Source organism: Hamadaea flava, assembly GCF_024172085.1.
In the GTDB taxonomy this organism is placed as follows: Bacteria; Actinomycetota; Actinomycetes; order Mycobacteriales; family Micromonosporaceae; genus Hamadaea; species Hamadaea flava.
Genome location: NZ_JAMZDZ010000001.1, coordinates 4,773,466 through 4,790,937, shown reverse-complemented (window position 1 = coordinate 4,790,937; position 17,472 = coordinate 4,773,466). Strand labels below are relative to the sequence as shown.

Genomic DNA, 17,472 nt, shown 5'->3' with positions numbered 1-17,472 from the left:
GGGCGAGGGTGCGAACCCCTCGCCCCCGAACACTCACTGGTTCAGGTGGAAGATGACGCCGTCGTCGAAGTCCTCGCGAGTCATCCCGAACTGCTGCCCGTCGGCGGTCAACGCGTTGGGCGGGACGTCGCCGTAGCTCGGGTGCTTGAGGACCAGCACGTCCCGTACGCCGATCGACCGCAACTTCTCGACGCTGGCCTGGTCCGGGAAGTTCTCCATGAGCTTGCGGATCTCGTCCTGCGACCGTGGCGTGAAACCGCTACCGCCGTTGACCATCTGCACGAAGCCGTCGGTCGACCAGAGCATCACGTTCTCGTCGTTGAGCTGGTTGCTCGGCAGGATCATGGCCGGGCCCGTCAAGTTGGCCATCGCGGCCGGCCGCTGGGGCACGGTCGGGAAGTCCATCCGCTGCACGCCCTCGGCGAGGACGAGCAGCACCGGCAGGAACATCGCCAGCGTCAGGGCGACGTGCGGCCGGGCCGGCACCCGCTCGCGGGTCAGGTCCCGGGCGCGGTCGGCGAAGGCGCTGATCGCGCCGGCCGCTAGCAGCCCGATGAACAACGTCGTCCAGATGACGAGGCGGCCCGGCGTCCGGATGGCGCTCCACCCGGGCAGGTGGTCGTAGAGGACCTCGTAGACCTTGCCGCCGAGGAACTGAGTGCCCATGGCCAGCCCAGCGCTGACGACCACGCCCAAGGCGAGCAGAACCCGCTGCCACCAGCGCCAGGTCGAGTAGATCAGGCCAGCCGCCGCCAAGCCGTACACGGCGAATCCGATCAGCAGCGTCTTCTCGCCGCTCCCCCACTGGCCGAACATCGTCTGCCGGGCGACCGAGTGGGCGTCGCCCCACACCACGTCCGTCTCCGGGGCGGTGAAGAAGCCGATGATCGGCGGCGAGTACCAGTTGACTTCCTCGATCGAGCGCTCGGCGTACGGGTGCAGGTCGAGCACCTTGAAGTAGGGAATCGCCATCAGCACGCCGACCGCGGCGAAGACGAGCCCGCCGAGGGTGTCCGCGCCCAGCAGCTTCCAGCCGAACGGCTTGGGCTCGCTCCAGAAGAACAGCCGCGCCGACACGTACGCGATGACGCTGACGACCGCGATGCCGGCGAGCACGTAGGCGAACGGCAGGCCGATGCCGAACCCGAGGCTGATCTGCCAAGCGCCGACGAGCCAGCCCGCCAGCGCCCAACTGGGGCGGCGGAGTTCCGGCCGGTAGCCGTGGCGGAACGAATAGCCGTGGCCGCGCGCCAGCATGGCCAGGCAGAGCACGATGCCGCCGGAGGACAGGACGTGTAGGTGACCGGCCTGCTCCCAACGCCACGGCGCGTACGCGAACGCGGCGCCGGCCACGGCCGCGCCCGGGATGCGGGACCCGAGCTGCCGCGCCAGGGCGTACGCGCCGAAGAACGCGAGCGCGAAGGCGAGCACGAAGACGATGTTGTAGCGGAGCAGCGCCGCGCCCGGTCCGGTGCCGATGAGCCCGGCCGGGAAGTAGCCGAGGAGCGTGTCGGAGAACGCGTAGCTGTAGGCCTCGGGGTGGAAGGAGTTGGAGTCCCAGATGCCGAGCGGGTTGGTGGTGACCGCGTGCCCGGCCCAGGCCATCTGCCAGGCCTGGAGCGTGGGGTCCCAGATGTCCTTGGGGATCGTGTAGAGCGGGTACTCCAGGGCGGGCCAGGTCATGGCAGCCGCGATGACCAGCGCGGAGAACGCGGCCAGGGACCATTCGTGGATCAGCGCCCGGCCGAGGCCGCCGGCCATCCGGCGCAGCCTGCCGGGTGGCCGGACCGCTTCGGGGGCGAACTTCCCGAACGGGTCGGCCGTGTCGTCTTTTGGCGACGCCTCGGTCGGCGTGTCCTTCGCGGGATCGTCGGGCTTTTCGTCCGCTGGTCGGTCGGACGCCGTCGTTGCCGGGGCGTCGTCGGCGGGCTGGTCACTCATCGTGGTCGGCTCCGTCATCCTCGTAGCACCGTTCCCTAGTCGGCCAGCTCGGACCGCAAGTACGCGATGTCGCGGGACTGGCCCTCGGCCCCGCCCGGCGTCTCCACCACCGCGGGCGCCCCGCTCGCCCGGATGGCCGCCACGACGAGTTTCGGATCGATCATCCCGGACTGGAGGTTGTCGTGGCGGTCGCGACCGGAGTCGAATCCGTCCCGGGAGCCGTTGGCGTGGATGAGGTCGATCCGGCCGGTGATGGCCATCACCCGGTCCACGATGTCGATCAGATCCTCGCCGCCGGCGTGGGCGTGGCAGGTGTCCAGGCAGAACCCGACGCCGAACTCGCCGACGGCGTCCCAGAGCCGGGCGAGCGCGTCGAACCGCCGGGCACAGGCCTTGTCTCCGCTGGCGGTGTTCTCGATGAGCACCTGGGTGGCGAAACCGCCCTGTTCGGCCGCGTACGCGAAGGTCTTGCGCCAGTTGTCGAAGCCCGTGGACAGGTCGTCGTCCTTGAGCATGTGTCCACCATGGACGATCAGCCCGCTGGCGCCCACCGTGGCCGCCGCGTTCGCGTGGCTCAGGAGGAGCTTGCGGCTGGGGATGCGGATGCGGTTGTTCGTCGTGGCGACATTGATGACATACGGCGCGTGGACGAACACCTGCACGTCCGAGGCTTTGATCTGCTCGGCGTCGGCGCGCGGCGCCGGATCCTTCCAGCCCTGGGGGTCGGCCAGGAAGAACTGCACGACCGCGGCGTCGCGGGCGTGCGCCTCGGCCAACGGGTCGCCGGGATCGACATGGGCACCGATACACATGCCGGAGAGCGTAGTCCCTCGGCCTGACGAAGACCGGACATGCACGCGTCACCGTCCTTGCACTCATCCGTTGGACCCACCGGATTCCTCCGAAGTCCATGCGACCGGGTAACTGTCCGTCGACCGCCCTCCAAGGGGCGCCGTCCGCCCGTCGCACCCCCGCGGGGGCACACCGTCTGGGAGTTCGTATGAAGATGTCCGTTTGCCGGGCGCTGGCCGGAGTCAGTCTCGGTGCGCTGCTGGGAGTGCCGCTGGCCGCCCAGCCCGCATTCGCCGAGCCTGAGGCCGGTACGCAGGTCGAATTCGACGGGGGCGGGCTCGGCCTGCTGTTGTGCGGTTCGAAACCCGACCGCCCCGCCGTGACGATCAAGTCCGAGCAGAAGGTCGTCTTCGTCAACAACCTCGGGCAGGGCGCCACCCTCCAGATCGATGGGGAGAACGGCGGCCCGATCAGCGACGGCCAAGCCGTCGAGGTTCAGTTCCACAAGGGGCCGGTGGCCATCGCGATGGTCCCCGACTGCCTACTCAACCTGGGAGGGAACGGGTCATACGAACCCGTCACGGTGAACGTCAACGCGTCGTCGCCGAGTTCCGGCGGCAACTCCACCGGGGCGCCTCGGGTCGTCAAGACGCGTACGCCGAAGCCGAAGCCCTCGGGGACGACTGTCCCCTCGGCGGGCGCATCCTCGTCCGAGGAAGCGCCGTTGTTCCCGTTGGAGCCGGATCCGAGTGGCAGCGTCGCGGCCGCCGGAGATAGCTTGGAACCAGGTTCGACCGTGGTCACGCCCAGTGGCGAGTCGGTGATCGGGATGACCGATCTCGCGAACGACACGCCGAGGGACAAGGGGCCAATCGGACTTCTTGCCATTATTGCTACAGTGTGTGTCGTAGGCGTCACGGTTGGGGCAATCCGCGCTATTGTTAGCCAGCGCGCAACTCGGACTGAGTTCGCCTAAGACGCAAACCACGGCGTATGATGTGGTTATAACAGGCTCCGCGAGGCGCCTTTCATCCAACCTCGTCGGTGTGGTCGTTCCTCCCCAGGTCCCACCCAGCAGAACTGGATGAGAGTGCGCCTCGCGGCTCTTTTTGGCCCTGATGCCCCTACCCGGTATCCTGGTCAGGTTCTTGCGGGCCCGCCGTGGGTGAAGGCACCCACGGCGTCCGTCTGAACGACGCACGACCTCCTGCCACGGAAGGACCGTGGCCGCTAGCCCAGAGGAGGTGAGCAGTCTTGCGTCATTACGAGATCATGGTGATCCTCGACCCGTCTCTCGAGGAGCGCACCGTCGCCCCGTCGCTCGACACGTACCTCAACGTGATCCGGACGTCGGGTGGTTCGGTGGAGAAGCTCGACGTCTGGGGCCGACGGCGCCTGTCGTTCGAGATCGACAAGAAGGCCGAAGGCATCTACGCCGTCATCGACCTGCAGGCTGAGCCTGCGGCCGTGGCCGAACTGGACCGTCAGCTGCGACTCAACGAGTCCGTGCTGCGTACCAAGGTCATCCGGCCGGAAGTTCGCTGACGCGCGAGCACAAGGCACGCCCGACCCGCTTTCGCGCAGCTGTCGTACGGCTGTGACAACCTGTGCGTCAGAACTAGCGAATGCCTGAGGAGTAGGTCATGGCTGGAGAAACCACCATCACGGTCATCGGTAACCTCACCAATGACCCAGAGTTGCGCTTCACCCCGTCTGGCGCTGCGGTCGCCAAGTTCAGCGTCGCCTCGACGCCGCGGACGCTCGACCGGGCTTCCGGTGAGTGGAAGGACGGCGAGCCGCTGTTCCTGAACTGCTCGGTGTGGCGGCAGGTGGCGGAGAACGTCGCCGAGTCGCTGCAGCGGGGCAGCCGCGTCATCGTGTCCGGCCGGCTGCGTCAGCGGTCGTACGAGACGCGTGAGGGCGAGAAGCGCACCGTCATCGAGCTGGAAGTCGACGAGATCGGTCCCTCGCTGCGCTACGCGACGGCGAAGGTCCAGAAGATGTCGCGGTCCAACGGTGGCGGCGGTGGTGGCGGCTTCGGCGGTGGCGGCGGCGGTGGCAACAGCGGTGGCGGCGGCGGTTTCGCCGACGACCCGTGGGCCACGGCGGCTCCCGCAGGCGGCGGTTCGGGTGGCAACTTCGACGACGAGCCACCTTTCTAAAGATCACTGGAGCACTGAGCAATGGCTAAGGCTGCCGCTCTTCGCAAGCCGAAGAAGAAGGTGAACCCGCTCGAGAAGGAGGGGGTCACCTACATCGACTACAAGGACACCGCGCTGCTGCGCAAGTTCATCTCGGACCGCGGCAAGATCCGCGCCCGCCGGGTGACGGGTGTGACCACCCAGCAGCAACGTCAGATCGCCCGTGCGGTCAAGAACGCCCGTGAGATGGCGCTCCTGCCGTACACGAGCACCGGACGCTGAGAGGAGGCACCCCTATGAAGATCATTCTGACTCAGGAGGTGCCGGGTCTCGGCACGCCGGGCGACATCGTCGAGGTCAAGGACGGCTACGGCCGTAACTACCTGCTGCCGCAGGGCCTCGCGATCTCGCACACCAAGGGCGCCGAGAAGCAGGTCGCGACGATCAAGCGGGCGCGCGACGCCCGGGAGATCCGGGACCTGGACCACGCCAAGGAGATCAAGGCCCAGCTCGAAGGGCTGTCCGTCAAGCTCGGCGCGCGCGCCGGCGACGGCGGCCGCCTGTTCGGCTCGGTCACCGCTGGTGAGGTCGTCGTCGCGGTCAAGGCCGCGGGCGGCCCCAGCCTCGACCGCCGCCGGGTGGAGCTGCCGAGCGTCATCAAGTCGCTCGGGGCGTACAACGTGCAGGTCAAGCTGCACCCCGAGGTCGTCGCCAAGTTCTCCGTGAACGTGGTTCCGGCCGCCAAGTAAGGCACCCGAAAGGGCCGGCGCGAGCTTCGCGCCGGCCCTTTCGCGTACGGTCAGCCGCGCAGCCGGCCCGCCGTCCGGATCGCCTGCGTCAGCTCGGCGACCTTCGGGTCGCGCAACTGCTCCCCGGCGTCGGCCGCGATCTGCCCCAGCTGGTCCAGCTGCACCTCGGCGGCGTACGACGACGACTTGAGCGCCTCGGCGAAGAAGGCCGCGGCATAGGCCAGGCGCAGGTGCGGGTCCGCCGACCGGAAACCGCCCGTGAGATCGTTCACCACCACCGACTCGTACGCCTCGGAGGCCGCCCGCGACGTGGGGTCCTGCCAGCGTACGCGGACGTCGGCGACCTTGGCCGACGACCGGACCTCCGGCCGCAGCCGCACGATGTAGAGCGCCGTGACAGCGTGGCCGGGCCCGACCTCGCCGCCGTCGACGCGATCGTCGCGGAAGGCGGAAGCGCTCAGCAGCCGATCGTCATACCCCACGAGCCGGTACGCCTCGACGACCGACTCGTCGAAGGTCACCTGCGCCTTGGCGTCCAGTGCACGGACCGACAGGTTCGCCGGCAACCGGTGCACGAAGACATCCCGAGCCTGCTCGCGGTCGGCCACGTAGACGGCGAACCCGTCGCCCTGGTCGGCCAGCTTCTCCATCAGCTCGTCGCCGTAGCTGCTGCCCACGCCGACGCCGAGCAGCGAGATCTCCTTGTCGGCCTCGGCCTTCACCCGGCGCAGGATCGGCGACGACTCGGTGTTGCCCACATTGGCCAGCCCGTCGGACAGCAGGATCACCCGGTTCGAGGAGCCCTGACGGAACCCGTCCCGAGCCACCTGGTACCCGGTGACCAGCCCAGACTCCAAGTTGGTGGAGCCACCGGCGGCGAGCGAGTCGATCGCCCGATCGAGATCCTCCACCTGCGACAGCCGGGTCATCGGCAGCACGATCTTCGCCCGCTCGTTGAACGTCACCAGCGCGACCGAGTCGGTCCGGCGCAGTTGGCGTACGAGATAGTGCAACGCGTCCTGCACCAGGTCGAGCCGATCGGTGTCGGCCATCGAACCCGAGACGTCGATCACGAAGGTCAGCGCCACGTCCGGCCGCGTCTCCGAATCGTCCGCTCGCGTCTGCAACCCGACCCGCAGGAGCCGGAGCCGGTCGCTGTACTGCGATCGGTGGGTGGACGGCATCCCCGCCCCGTCGACGTGCAACGCGAACCCGTCGCCCTTCGGCTGTCCATAGTCCATGTCGAACGAGTTGACGAACTCCTCCGGCCGCACCGTCGACCGGTCCGGCCAGCGCCCGTCCTGCAACTGGCGCACCGAGTACGCGTACGAGGCGGTGTCCACGTCGAGCGCGAAGGTCGACTGAGCCTGCTCGTCCACGGACGTCTCGCCGCCGGGGATGGACACCCCGGGCCCCTGACCGCCACCGATCTGCGGCTGGTCCGACGAGCTGCTCTTGTCACCGGCACTGCACCCGGCGAGCGCCAGCAGCACCACCAGGAAGGCCGCTCCGGTCGATCGGGTCATGAGCTTCGTCATGATTTCTCCTGACCTAGAACATTCAGTTGCCGATCCGACCGGCCCAGCACCGGGTGCGCTCCCACCGTTGCCTGACCGAAATCGGACCGTGAACCTTGGTGACCGATTCGAGCCGAGCCCGTGACCGGAGGGCGGGAACCGGCGGGCCGTCTCCGACGTCCACGGCGGACCTGGCCTGCCAAGATCGACACGCCGAACGAAATTTCTTTCGCGCACAGCCTGTGATTTACGTCTGCGCAGCTCAGAGCAACTCTGTGGACAACAGTCCGCGTGTTATCCACAGGCTGTGCACAGGGTTACCCACAGGCAGAGGCAAGTTGTCCACAGGTTGTCCGCAGGTCTGTCCACCGGGGTGTTTGAGAATCCGGGCCAGGCTTCGTAACGTCAAGCCTCCGGCCTCGATATCACCCTGGGAACCGTCCGGCACAGTTGTCGGACCCCGGTGGTATCCCTGGGGTTCGGTGGGGACGATCGAGCGTGCTTGGGGTGGGGTGCGGTGTCCGTCGGCGAGGTGCGCGACCAGGCGCGGTTCCCGGTCTCCGGGCAGCCGTCGGCCGACGGTCCCCCCGCCTACGAACGGACTCCCCCACAAGACGTCGCGGCGGAGCAGAGCGTCATCGGCGGCATGCTCCTCAGCAAGGACGCCATCGCCGACGTCGTCGAGATCCTCCGGTCGAGTGACTTCTACCGGCCGGCCCACGCCACCATCTTCGAAGCCGTCGTCGACCTGTTCGGCCGAGGCGAACCCGCCGACGCCGTCACCGTCGCGGCCGCCCTCGACGGCGCGGGCGAGCTGAGCCGCGTCGGCGGCGCGCCCTACCTGCACACCCTGCTCAACTCGGTGCCCACCGCGGCCAACGCAGCGTACTACGCCCGCATCGTCAGCGAGCGCGCCATCCTCCGGCGGCTGGTGGAGGCGGGCACCAAGATCGTGCAGCTGGGCTACGGCACCAACGGCGGCGGCGGGCGCGACGTCGACGACATCGTCGACCTGGCCCAGCAGGCCATCTACGACGTCACCGAACGGCGCGTCAGCGAAGACTTCTCCATCCTCGGCGACCTGCTGCAACCCACGCTCGACGAGATCGAGGCGGTCGGCGCCCAGGGCGGCGTCATGTCGGGTGTGCCGACCGGCTTCTCCGACCTGGACCGGCTGCTCAACGGACTCCACGCCGGCCAGTTGATCATCGTGGCCGGAAGGCCCGGTTTGGGCAAATCGACTGCGGGAATGGACTTCGCTCGCAACGCCGCCATCCGGCACAACATGGCCAGCGCCATCTTCTCGCTGGAAATGTCCAAGGTCGAGATCGTCACCCGTCTGCTCAGCGCCGAGGCTCGCGTACCGATGCACGTCCTGCGGTCCGGGCAGTTGTCCGACGACGACTGGACGAAGCTGGCCAGACGCATGGGTGAGATCAGCGAAGCGCCGATCTTCGTCGACGACACGCCCAACATGAACCTCATGGAGATCCGGGCGAAGGCGCGGCGGCTCAAGCAGCGGAACGATCTGAAGTTGATCGTGGTCGACTACCTCCAGCTGATGACGTCACCGAAGCGGGTGGAGAGCCGTCAGCAGGAGGTCGCCGACCTTTCGCGAGGCTTGAAGCTGCTGGCCAAGGAGGTCGAGTGCCCGGTGATCGCGGTCAGTCAGCTGAACCGTGGTCCCGAGCAGCGGACCGACAAGCGCCCGCAGTTGTCCGACCTGCGTGAGTCCGGCTCGATCGAGCAGGACGCCGACGTCGTCATCTTGTTGCATCGCGACGACTATTACGACAAGGAATCGCCGCGCGCGGGTGAGGCTGACTTCATCGTGGCCAAGCACCGTAATGGTCCGACCGACACGGTCACGGTCGCGGCGCAGCTGCATATGTCGCGTTTCGTCGATATGGCGGTGAGCTGAGCACCGGCGCCCAGGCCGCTAGGGCGACCGGATAGAGCAGGTAGCCGAAGCGGGTCGCGGGAAGTAGCAGGATCGCCAGTAGGAGTCCGGTCGCGCTGATGAGCGCTGCTCTCGGGACGCTGACCGGGGGCTGCCGGATCAGTGAGATCGCGATCACGGTGGCCACGCCGAGGAGCAGTCCGACGGCGATCTGGCGCCCGTCCGGCAGGTACGCCGTCAGCAGGTGACCGGGTAGCGGGGAGGCTGCCGGGCTGCGTACCAGGCCGTGGCCGAGCGGGAATCGGATGACGTTCTCCACGACGGCGCGGCCGTTGATGAGCACGGTCGGCACCAGGACCAGCACCGGTATGCCGGCGGCGCCGAGTGCGTACCGGGCGAGGGATCGGCGATGGCGGACCAGGGCGACGAGGCCGAGCACGATGGCGACCGGCCAGGCGGTGAGTTTGAGGGCGCCTGCGCAGCCGATCGCCAGTCCGGCGGCGGTCCAGCGGTTGCGGGAAGCCAGCGCGCAGGCGAGCAGTGACAGGGCGAGGACGGGGACGTCGTCTCCGCCGGTGACCAGGGTGAGGGTGGCGAGCGGAAGGATCGTGACCGCTTGCAGCGCTCGCAGGGGGGCCTCGGATCCGAAGCGGGTGATGCCCGCCCGGTCGAGCAGCAGCCAGGCGGCTACCACGGCCGCGCTGCTGAGCAGGGCCATGACGATCCGGGCGTCGGTCCACCAGGCGATGCCGCCGAGGGCGCGGGGCAGTCCGGCGATCGCCATGCCGGGCTGGTAGGGCAGGTAGTCGAGCAGCCGCAGCGGGCTGGGGACGGCGGCGATCGCGTCGCGGTCGAGATAGGGCGTTCCAGTGTGGAGCATCCGGGCTCCGGCCGCCTCGATGACCAGGACTTCTTCCTGGGCTCGGTCCAGCCGTCCGGCGGCCCGCTCGCGGGCTTGGAGGATCAGCGGGAGCAGGGCGGTCGCGGCCCAGGCCGCCGCGGCCAGCCAGGTCCGGGCGAGCCGACCGGGCAGGAGGAGAGCGATGCTCGCGGCGGCCAGGTAGCCCCAGATCGCGACGACCGCCCACGCCCGGTGTGGGGCCAGGGCCGACCAGTGCCACGTGTACGCGCAGAAGAGCGCGGCGAGCGCGTACGCCGCCACATCGACGGGGCGCCCGATGCTGAGCACGCGGATGCTGATCCGCCGAACGAACACATCCGAAGTCTGACCGGAAATTCCCTCGAATTCGGGCGAATCGCCGACTTAGTACATCTCGGACTTTGGGCCGGTAAACTCGCCTACTCGTTGCTCGACCGGGGCCGCCGTCGCAGCCCGAAATGGTCACCCGGCCGAGGGAGCCGGACGACCGGGGCCGGGCGGCCTTCGATCATGTCGCCGAAGGCTCCCTTGCCCAGCGAGGCGAGGAAACGCTGCTGCGACAACGGTCGCGCGAACAGATGCCCCTGGCCGAGGCCGCAGCCGAGGTTCCAGAGGGTCTGGCGCTGGTCGACCCGTTCGATGCCCTCGGCGACCACGGCCAGCCCGAGCGCGCGGCCGAGTTCGATGGTCGACCGGACCACCGCCATCGCCTCGGCCGAGGCGTCCATGTCGGTGACGAAGCTTCGGTCGATCTTGAGCTCCCGCACCGGTACCCGAGCCAGTGCGCTCAGCGAGGAGAACCCGGTGCCGAAGTCGTCCAGCGCGATGGCGACGCCGAGCCGGCCGAGCCCGGCGAGCACCTGGTCGACGATCTCCATCGAGGAGAGCGTGAGCGATTCAGTCAGTTCCAGCACCAGTGATTCCGACTTCATCCCGCGCTCGTCGAGCAATTGCTCCACCAGGGCGGGGAACCGGCGGTCGAGCAGGCTGCGCGGGGAGATGTTGACCGCGACGGGAATCGGATGGCCTGCGGCGGCCCAGGTTCCGGCCGCTTGCAGAGCCTGGTCGAGGATGGCCTCGGTGAACGCGGTCAGCTGCCCGGACCGCTCCACGGCGTCGAGGAACCGGCGGGGATCGAGGTTGCCCCGGTCGGGGTGGTGCCACCGGGCCAGCGCCTCGGCCGAGACGATCTCGCCGGTCGCGAGGTCGACGATGGGCTGGAACTCCAGGGTGAACTCGCTGGCGGCGACGGCGCGGGAGATCTGGCCGCCGAGTTCGAGCCGGTCCAGGTCGGTGATGTCGAGGCTGCGCGAGTACGGCACGATGCGCTGGCCGGTGCGCTTGGCCTCGGTGAGGGCCAGGCTGGCTCGGCGCAACAACTCGGTCATGTCGCCGTCGGCGGGGGCGACCGCGAGCCCGGCCCGCGGGACCAGCGTGATCGGTACGCCGTCCACTTCGTACTCCTCGGCGACCTTCTGCAGGATGTCCCGTGATCGGTGCATCGCGAGCGCCGGGGTGGGCAGCGCGGTGAAGAGCACCGCGAACTCGTCGCCGTCCTGCCGGGCCACCGTGGCGTCCGTGCCCGCCGTGGCGAGCATCCGGCGGCCGATCTCGACCAGGACATCGTCGCCGGCCTTGTAGCCGAGGCCGTCGTTGATCTCCTTGAACTGCACCATGTCCAGGGTCAGCAGCGCGATCGCCCCCGTGGTGGGGCGGTGTTCCAGGGCCGCTTTGCCCTCGTCCACCAGGCATCGGCGGTTGGCCAGCCCGGTCAGCGGGTCGTGCTGAGCCTCGTGCGCGTGCTGGTCGGCCACGTTGATGAGCAGCCCGTACGCCGAAGCGTTGCGGATCGCGGTGGCGAGCGCCGCAGCGAACGTACGCAGCAGGAAGCCCTCGCGTTCGGGGAGGATCGTCGGACGGCCGAAGTACAGCCGGAGTTCGCCGACGTCCTCGGTGTCCCGCTGACCCTCCAGCGCCACCACGGTCGGCTCGCCTTCCGAGTCCTCGACGTCGGGCCGCTGTGTGAGCAGGCCGGACCGGTCCCCGAAGATGTGCCGTACGCCGGCCGTCTGCCCTGGCTCGGCGGGTGCCCGGAAGTCCACCTCGACCCAGGCCGCGCCGAACATGTTCACGCCGGTGTCGATGGCGGCGTGCAGGACCTTGTCGAGGTCGACCTCGTTCAGCGCGTCGGTCGCGCGAGCCAGCCGCTGCCAGGCCTCCCGCTCGGCCTCTTGACGCAGCCGGTTCATGTGCATGACGTGCAGGCTGAGCACGAGCGGCGGGATGGCGATGAGCAGCCGCGAGTCCCAGAGCAGCAGGACGAGCGCGGCGAGGGCGATGCCGAACCGGACGACGGACAGCGACAGGTGCCGCTTGAGGCTCTCCCGGTACATCCGGAGCACCGGCGTCCCCATGGAGATCGCGATGACCGGCACCGACACCAGGTCGTCGATCACGATCATCGCCAGGAAGGCCAGCGCCACCGTCTGGATCGGCGGGAAGTTGCCGAGCTGGCTCGTGGTGGTGAGCGTCTCGATGTCGGCCGAGGAGAGGATCAGGCCGGCCGTCGTGGCCACCAACGTCTCCTTGGCGACGGCGAAGATCGCCTTGATCGGCTCCCGGCGCTGAATGATCTTCGCCAGTGTCACGGTTCCGGCCACCAGGACGACGAGCCAGGGAACCGGGAGGGCGACGGCGGCCACCAGGGTGGCGGCGTCGGTCCAGTGGACGAAGAAGTTGGAGCGAATGCGCAGCGTCAGCAGGTTCGACAGTCCGATAAGGACAATCAGGGTCACCAGGGTCAGCCAGGCGGACGGGGTGACCGGGCTGAGGTGCAGCGCCGCGGTGAAGACGCTGATTGCCGCCAGAAACGACAGGAGACCGACGATCGGCCTAAGCCGCCAGTCGGTCTCACGAGTCGGGGTGGGCGTCACGCTGGTCTCCGAATCCGGATGCGGAAGGGTGAGGCCAGCGTACTGAAAACCAGGGATCAGCCCCAGTCGAAGCCGCGCATGTTCTTCTTGGTCCGGAACATCGGGTTCACCTCCGCTATGAGTAACTGCTACTTCGCGTCGCTCTTGTCTTGCTGTTGAAGCGACTGTATTCTCCGGCAGTTCTCGGGAAAAGGGGTGAAGGCCAAATTAGACAGGGATAGTCCGAAATATCACCATATGTGAGTCGATCATCACGCGCTGTGCATCTTTCATCGTGCAACGCGCACCTCGGTACGCTCAACACGCCTGACCTTAATGACGCAGAGTAGTGACCCGACGGTTGACCTACGGACAGTTGACCCACTCGTCCGAACCGTCGAGGAAGACCTGGTGCTTCCAGATAGGAAGCGTCTCCTTGACCCTGTCCACCAGGCGGGCACACGCCGCGAAGGCGGCCGCTCGATGCGCGGTGGACACGGCGGCGGCCAGAGCCACGTCCCCGATCTCCAGCGGACCGATCCGATGCGACACCGCGACGGCGATGACATCGGGGTCCGCGGCGATCTCCGCGGCGACCTCGCGCAGCACGTCCTCAGCGGACGGATGGCCCTCGTAATCGAGTCGAACCACGGCCCTGCCATCGTCGTGATCGCGGACGACGCCGACGAAGGACACGACAGCGCCCGCCCGCGGATCGGCGACCGCCGCCTCGTGCTCGGCGATGCTCAACGGGCTGTCGCTCACGGCGATGAGCCTGATCACGGCAGCTCCACCAGCTCGACCTGGTCGCCACGGTTGCCGGTTTCCCCGGGCGGCACGACGGCGAAACCTGCGGACTGTGCCAACCCGCGGAGCATCGCCGAGCCCACATGAGACACGGGATGCGCCGGTCCGCCCGGATAGTCCTGGCGTACCAGGGCGAGGTGGGTGAAGTCGCCGCGCCCCGGGATGCCCTCGGCGAGTACCGCCTGGGCCGGGGTCGGAAACGGCCGCCCGGTCAGCCCGGCGAGCAGCGGCACTACCAGCGACACCAACGCGACCAGGGCCGACTGCGGATTCCCGGGCAGGCCGGCGACGAACTGGCCGCCGGGCAGCTGCGCGATCAGCATCGGGAAGCCGGGGCGGACCGCGACGGTGTTCACGGCGTACTCGGCGCCCAGCTCGCGCAGCGCGCCGTGCAGGTAGTCGACCGGGCCGTGCATCGTCCCACCGGTCGTGCAGATCAGGTCGTTGCCGGCGTCGACCGCACGGCGCAGACCGTCCACATGCGCCTCCAACGTGTCAGGCACCCGGGTGAACCCGTCGATGTGGGCGCCGAGCCGCCGCAGCGCGGCGGGCAGCGAGGGGCCCAGCGCGTCGCGTACGCGGCCGTCGCCGGGCAGACCAGCGTCGAGCAGTTCGTCGCCGAACACCAGCAACGCCGCACGCGGCGCCCGCCGGGCCAGCAGCGTGTCGTAGCCGCAGCTGGCGGCCAGCCCGACCACGCCCGGGGTGATCGGCGTACCGGCGGGCAGCAGCTCGTCGTCCTGCGCGCACTCCTCCCCGGGCACGCGCCACTCCGGCTCGGCCTTCGGGGTCCCGCTCACCACGTCGTCCCGCAGCTCGCCGTGCTCCAGGCGCAGGATCGTGGTCGCGCCGACCGGCACCATCGCGCCGGTCGCGATCTCCATCGCGGTGCCGTCCACGGCCAGTTCCGGGGCGCGCTGGCCGGCGAGCACGCGGCCGGCCACCCGCCAGGGCCCGTCGCCGCGCAGCACCCACCCGTCGACGCTCGCGGTGGTGAAGGCCGGCAAAGGGGTACGCGCGACGAGCGGCTCGGCCAGCGTCAGTCCGTCGGCGTCGGCCAGGCCGACCTCGGCGATCGCGGCCGACCGGGCGGCGGCGCGGGCATAGACGGTACGCCGGGCGGATGCCCAGTCGACGGGAAGTGCGGTCACCCGTGGTCACCTCCCTGGATCTGGTCGACGGCGTGGCGCAGCACCCGGCCGAGCACCGCGAGGCCGTCCTTGGCCCCGCCGGTGGAACCGGGCAGGTTCACGACGAGGGTCTGGCCGGCGACGCCGGCGATCCCCCGCGACAGGGCGGCCGTCGGCACGGCCGGATTGGCCCGGACGGCTTGGGCCAGCCCGGGGATCTCCCGGTCGATCAGCTCGCGGGTGATCTCGGGGGTGCGATCGGTGGGCGAGATGCCGGTGCCGCCGCTCGTCACGATCACCTCCGGTCGGGCCGCGAGGGCTTCGACGAGTGCGGCACGCAGCGGCTCGCCGTCGGCCACGACGACCGGATCGGACACCTCCGCGCCGAGCTCACGCAGTCCGTCGGTGAGGATCGGGCCGCTGCGGTCGGCGTACACCCCGGTGGCGGCGCGCGTGGAGGCGACGACGACGGTCACGGCCACCCCGGCCAGCGGCCGCTCCCGGCTCCACAGCCCGGTCTTGCCGCCCTCCTTGCGCAGGACGCGGACGTTCTCGATGCTGGCGCCGGGATCAACCGCCTTGATCATGTCGATGAGGGCCAGCCCGGCGACGGCGACACAGGTCAGCGCCTCCATCTCGACGCCGGTCCGATCGGCCGTGCGTACGGTCGCGCTGATCTCCACGCGGTCGTCCGCCGGGGTCACCTCGACGGCGACGCCGTGGATCGCGATCGGGTGGCACAACGGGACCAGGTCAGGCGTACGCTTCGCGGCCATGATCCCGGCCAGCCGGGCCACCCCGAGCGCGTCACCCTTCGGCAGACCCCCCTGACTCAGCAGGGCCAGCACTTCCGGCGTGGTCCGCACGTGGCCCGCCGCGGTGGCGCTCCGGACCGAGATCTCCTTGGCGGAGACGTCGACCATGCGCGCCGACCCGGCGGCGTCCACGTGCGTCAACTGCGGCTGGCTGTCCACGTTCCGAGCCTATCGGGCCACGTCTGACGGATCTCAGGCGTGGTCGTCGACATGCGCCGAAACGGGCTCCTGGCGTATCCGTTCGACCTGGGCCGGCCGAGACGCGGTCGTGACCGGCCGGCGGGCCGCCGGTACCGCGAGCGCTTCGCCTGGGTAGACCGGCTCCGCGCCGGGCCGCCACGGCAGCGCCGCGACCAGCACGATCAGCGCGATGGTGAACGAGTTCTCGGCCAGTACGCCGATCAGCCCGTCGGCGTAGTGCGAGACGGCCGGGAGCTGGTGCTCGTAGGGCCAGATCGGCGAGACCAGGAAGAGCACGTAGAGCCCGATCGCCGCGGCCGCGTGCCGGAAGCCGACCATGGTCGGGAACCAGATGGGTTCCCGGAGCCGCGTCGCCGCCAGGCCGGACGGCGCGAACCCGTTGCGGCGTTTCATTCCCCGGCTCGCGGCCCGACGGCGCAACGCGGCGTCGCCGAGCACGATGATCGCCGGGATCACGAAGACCAGGTGGTGGGTCCAGGAGATCGGGCTGACCACGTTGGCGGTCAGGCCGATCAGGGTGAACGCGGTCAGTTCGTCGCCCTCGCCGTGGGCGTGCGTCGCCCGCGACAGCCCGACGACCAGGATCACCAGCGTGAACGTGATCCACAGCAGCGACGGCGCGGTGAACTGGTCGTAGAGCCGGGCCAGCAGGCCGGCCAGCGACGCGTTCGGGGTCTGGTCGGCCTGACCGACCCGGTTCGTCTCGAAGATGACCCGCGTCCAGTACGCCACCGACTCCGTGCGGGCGAACAGGAAGCCGACGGCGGTGACGCCGACGAGCGTGCCGATCGCCGTCCACGCCGCCCGCCACTGCCGGCTGATCAGCAGGTAGACGATGAACAGCGCGGGGGTCAGCTTGATCGCGGCGGCCAGCCCGATGCCGACGCCGGCCCACTTGCCGCTGAGGAACCGCTGCACCAGCATCGACCGGCCGGCGGTGTCCTTCGGCCGGCTGATCCAGCGCAGCGCCACCAGGTCGGCCATGATCAGGCCGAAGAGCAGGATGTTGACCTGGCCGTAGCCGAAGGTCTCCCGCATCGGCTCTAGCGCGGCCGCGATCGGTACCGCCAGCGCCACCGCGAACCAGCGGTGTTTCCAGCCGCAGCGCTCGGCGATCGGGGCCAGCAGCGCGGCCATGACCGCGGTCAAAACGAGCAGGCTTGCTCCTACGTTGACCCACGCCGCGTCCAGCATGGGCAGATAGCCCATGGGCAGCATCACGAGCGCCGCGAACGGCGGATACGTGAAGCCGAGCGGCACGTCGGGGTCGAGGTAGTCGTACAGGCTTCCGCCATTGGCCCAATAGGCCACCGCGCCGTGATAGATCTTCAGATCGAAGAACACATACGGCCGTCCGAACTCCTGCACCGCGTACCAGGCCGCGACAAAGGCGGCGGCGACGATGCCGAGTCGGACGAGCGTCCCCGTGACGTGTCGCGCCGGAAGGTTCCGGCGGTCCGGGATCAAGCTCCGGTGGCCCTGGAACAGGCGGAGGCGGTCGCGCAGGCCGTCAGGCATGGCGGCGGCTCTCCCGTCCGGTGATGGCACGTTCTTCCCAGGTCCGTAGAGCAGCCTAAAACCCCGAGCCACTCCCGTACCTCCCGCGTTATCAGCCTGTGTCCGATCCCACGCCGTTTAGCGACATTTCTAGCTGGTTAACGGGGCCTGGCCGGATAAGGTGATTCCC

The 17,472-nt window shown here is 69.2% G+C and carries 15 protein-coding genes; 6 read left to right on the top strand and 9 right to left on the bottom strand.

The window, feature by feature from the left end:
• Nucleotides 1-33 precede the first annotated feature (33 nt).
• Both HDA40_RS22685 and HDA40_RS22680 read right to left on the bottom strand, forming a co-directional pair.
• Nucleotides 34-1,941, bottom strand: a complete 1,908-nt coding sequence (locus HDA40_RS22685; protein WP_253759134.1) for a hypothetical protein — start codon at nt 1,939-1,941, stop codon at nt 34-36.
• Nucleotides 1,942-1,976: 35 nt separating this feature from the next.
• On the bottom strand, nt 1,977-2,753 hold the full coding sequence (locus tag HDA40_RS22680) for a deoxyribonuclease IV (RefSeq protein ID WP_253759132.1): 777 nt from the start codon (nt 2,751-2,753) through the stop codon (nt 1,977-1,979).
• A gap of 188 nt (nt 2,754-2,941) precedes the next feature.
• Between HDA40_RS22680 and HDA40_RS22675 the strand changes: the two genes are divergently transcribed.
• The 5 genes from HDA40_RS22675 to rplI all read left to right on the top strand — a co-directional run bounded on the left by HDA40_RS22675 (nt 2,942) and on the right by rplI (nt 5,623).
• Nucleotides 2,942-3,709, top strand: a complete 768-nt coding sequence (locus tag HDA40_RS22675; RefSeq protein ID WP_253759130.1) for a hypothetical protein — start codon at nt 2,942-2,944, stop codon at nt 3,707-3,709.
• Nucleotides 3,710-3,987: 278 nt separating this feature from the next.
• On the top strand, nt 3,988-4,278 hold the full coding sequence (rpsF, locus tag HDA40_RS22670) for a 30S ribosomal protein S6 (RefSeq protein ID WP_253759128.1): 291 nt from the start codon (nt 3,988-3,990) through the stop codon (nt 4,276-4,278).
• Between the two features lie 98 nt (nt 4,279-4,376).
• Entirely contained in the window at nt 4,377-4,895 is a 519-nt protein-coding gene (locus HDA40_RS22665) for a single-stranded DNA-binding protein (protein ID WP_253759126.1), read from the top strand.
• Between the two features lie 21 nt (nt 4,896-4,916).
• Nucleotides 4,917-5,156: a 30S ribosomal protein S18 gene (gene rpsR / locus HDA40_RS22660; RefSeq protein ID WP_027342873.1), complete on the top strand. Its 240-nt coding sequence runs from the start codon at nt 4,917-4,919 to the stop codon at nt 5,154-5,156.
• A 14-nt stretch (nt 5,157-5,170) separates the two neighbouring features.
• A complete protein-coding gene (gene rplI, locus HDA40_RS22655) occupies nt 5,171-5,623 on the top strand; it encodes a 50S ribosomal protein L9 (protein ID WP_253759123.1) in 453 nt (150 codons plus the stop codon).
• A 50-nt stretch (nt 5,624-5,673) separates the two neighbouring features.
• Here the strand turns inward: rplI and HDA40_RS22650 are convergent, their stop codons facing one another.
• A complete protein-coding gene (locus HDA40_RS22650; RefSeq protein ID WP_253759121.1) occupies nt 5,674-7,161 on the bottom strand; it encodes a vWA domain-containing protein in 1,488 nt (495 codons plus the stop codon).
• Nucleotides 7,162-7,657: 496 nt separating this feature from the next.
• On the opposite strand from HDA40_RS22650, the gene dnaB reads away from it, so the two are divergent.
• The gene (gene dnaB / locus HDA40_RS22645; RefSeq protein ID WP_372502918.1) at nt 7,658-9,061 is read left to right on the top strand and encodes a replicative DNA helicase; all 1,404 of its coding nucleotides are present in this window, start codon (nt 7,658-7,660) and stop codon (nt 9,059-9,061) included.
• On the opposite strand, the gene HDA40_RS22640 is transcribed toward dnaB, so the two are convergent.
• From HDA40_RS22640 to HDA40_RS22615, 6 genes are all read right to left on the bottom strand, one after another.
• On the bottom strand, nt 9,006-10,256 hold the full coding sequence (locus HDA40_RS22640) for a glycosyltransferase 87 family protein (RefSeq protein WP_253759119.1): 1,251 nt from the start codon (nt 10,254-10,256) through the stop codon (nt 9,006-9,008). The genes dnaB and HDA40_RS22640 overlap by 56 nt on opposite strands.
• A gap of 83 nt (nt 10,257-10,339) precedes the next feature.
• Nucleotides 10,340-12,853, bottom strand: coding sequence for a putative bifunctional diguanylate cyclase/phosphodiesterase (locus tag HDA40_RS22635; RefSeq protein ID WP_253759117.1), 2,514 nt, complete (start codon nt 12,851-12,853; stop codon nt 10,340-10,342).
• A 345-nt stretch (nt 12,854-13,198) separates the two neighbouring features.
• Nucleotides 13,199-13,615, bottom strand: a complete 417-nt coding sequence (locus tag HDA40_RS22630) for a molybdenum cofactor biosynthesis protein MoaE (protein WP_253759115.1) — start codon at nt 13,613-13,615, stop codon at nt 13,199-13,201.
• On the bottom strand, nt 13,612-14,790 hold the full coding sequence (locus HDA40_RS22625) for a molybdopterin molybdotransferase MoeA (RefSeq protein WP_372502917.1): 1,179 nt from the start codon (nt 14,788-14,790) through the stop codon (nt 13,612-13,614). Before HDA40_RS22625 ends, HDA40_RS22630 begins: the two co-directional genes overlap by 4 nt.
• Nucleotides 14,787-15,743: a bifunctional molybdenum cofactor biosynthesis protein MoaC/MoaB gene (moaCB, locus tag HDA40_RS22620; protein ID WP_308197742.1), complete on the bottom strand. Its 957-nt coding sequence runs from the start codon at nt 15,741-15,743 to the stop codon at nt 14,787-14,789. The genes HDA40_RS22625 and moaCB overlap by 4 nt, the downstream gene beginning before the upstream one ends.
• A gap of 33 nt (nt 15,744-15,776) precedes the next feature.
• Nucleotides 15,777-17,303, bottom strand: coding sequence for a glycosyltransferase 87 family protein (locus HDA40_RS22615; protein ID WP_253759112.1), 1,527 nt, complete (start codon nt 17,301-17,303; stop codon nt 15,777-15,779).
• Nucleotides 17,304-17,472 lie beyond the last annotated feature (169 nt).

Excerpts from the sequence above, each read along its gene's own strand:
- HDA40_RS22685 (WP_253759134.1), bottom strand. The coding sequence starts at position 1,941 with ATGAGTGACCAGCCCGCCGACGACGCCCCGGCAACGACGGCGTCCGAC.
- HDA40_RS22680 (WP_253759132.1), bottom strand. The coding sequence starts at position 2,753 with ATGTGTATCGGTGCCCATGTCGATCCCGGCGACCCGTTGGCCGAGGCG.
- HDA40_RS22675 (WP_253759130.1), top strand. The coding sequence starts at position 2,942 with ATGAAGATGTCCGTTTGCCGGGCGCTGGCCGGAGTCAGTCTCGGTGCG.
- HDA40_RS22665 (WP_253759126.1), top strand. The coding sequence starts at position 4,377 with ATGGCTGGAGAAACCACCATCACGGTCATCGGTAACCTCACCAATGAC.
- rpsR (WP_027342873.1), top strand. The coding sequence starts at position 4,917 with ATGGCTAAGGCTGCCGCTCTTCGCAAGCCGAAGAAGAAGGTGAACCCG.
- rplI (WP_253759123.1), top strand. The coding sequence starts at position 5,171 with ATGAAGATCATTCTGACTCAGGAGGTGCCGGGTCTCGGCACGCCGGGC.
- HDA40_RS22650 (WP_253759121.1), bottom strand. The coding sequence starts at position 7,161 with ATGACGAAGCTCATGACCCGATCGACCGGAGCGGCCTTCCTGGTGGTG.
- HDA40_RS22615 (WP_253759112.1), bottom strand. The coding sequence starts at position 17,303 with ATGCCTGACGGCCTGCGCGACCGCCTCCGCCTGTTCCAGGGCCACCGG.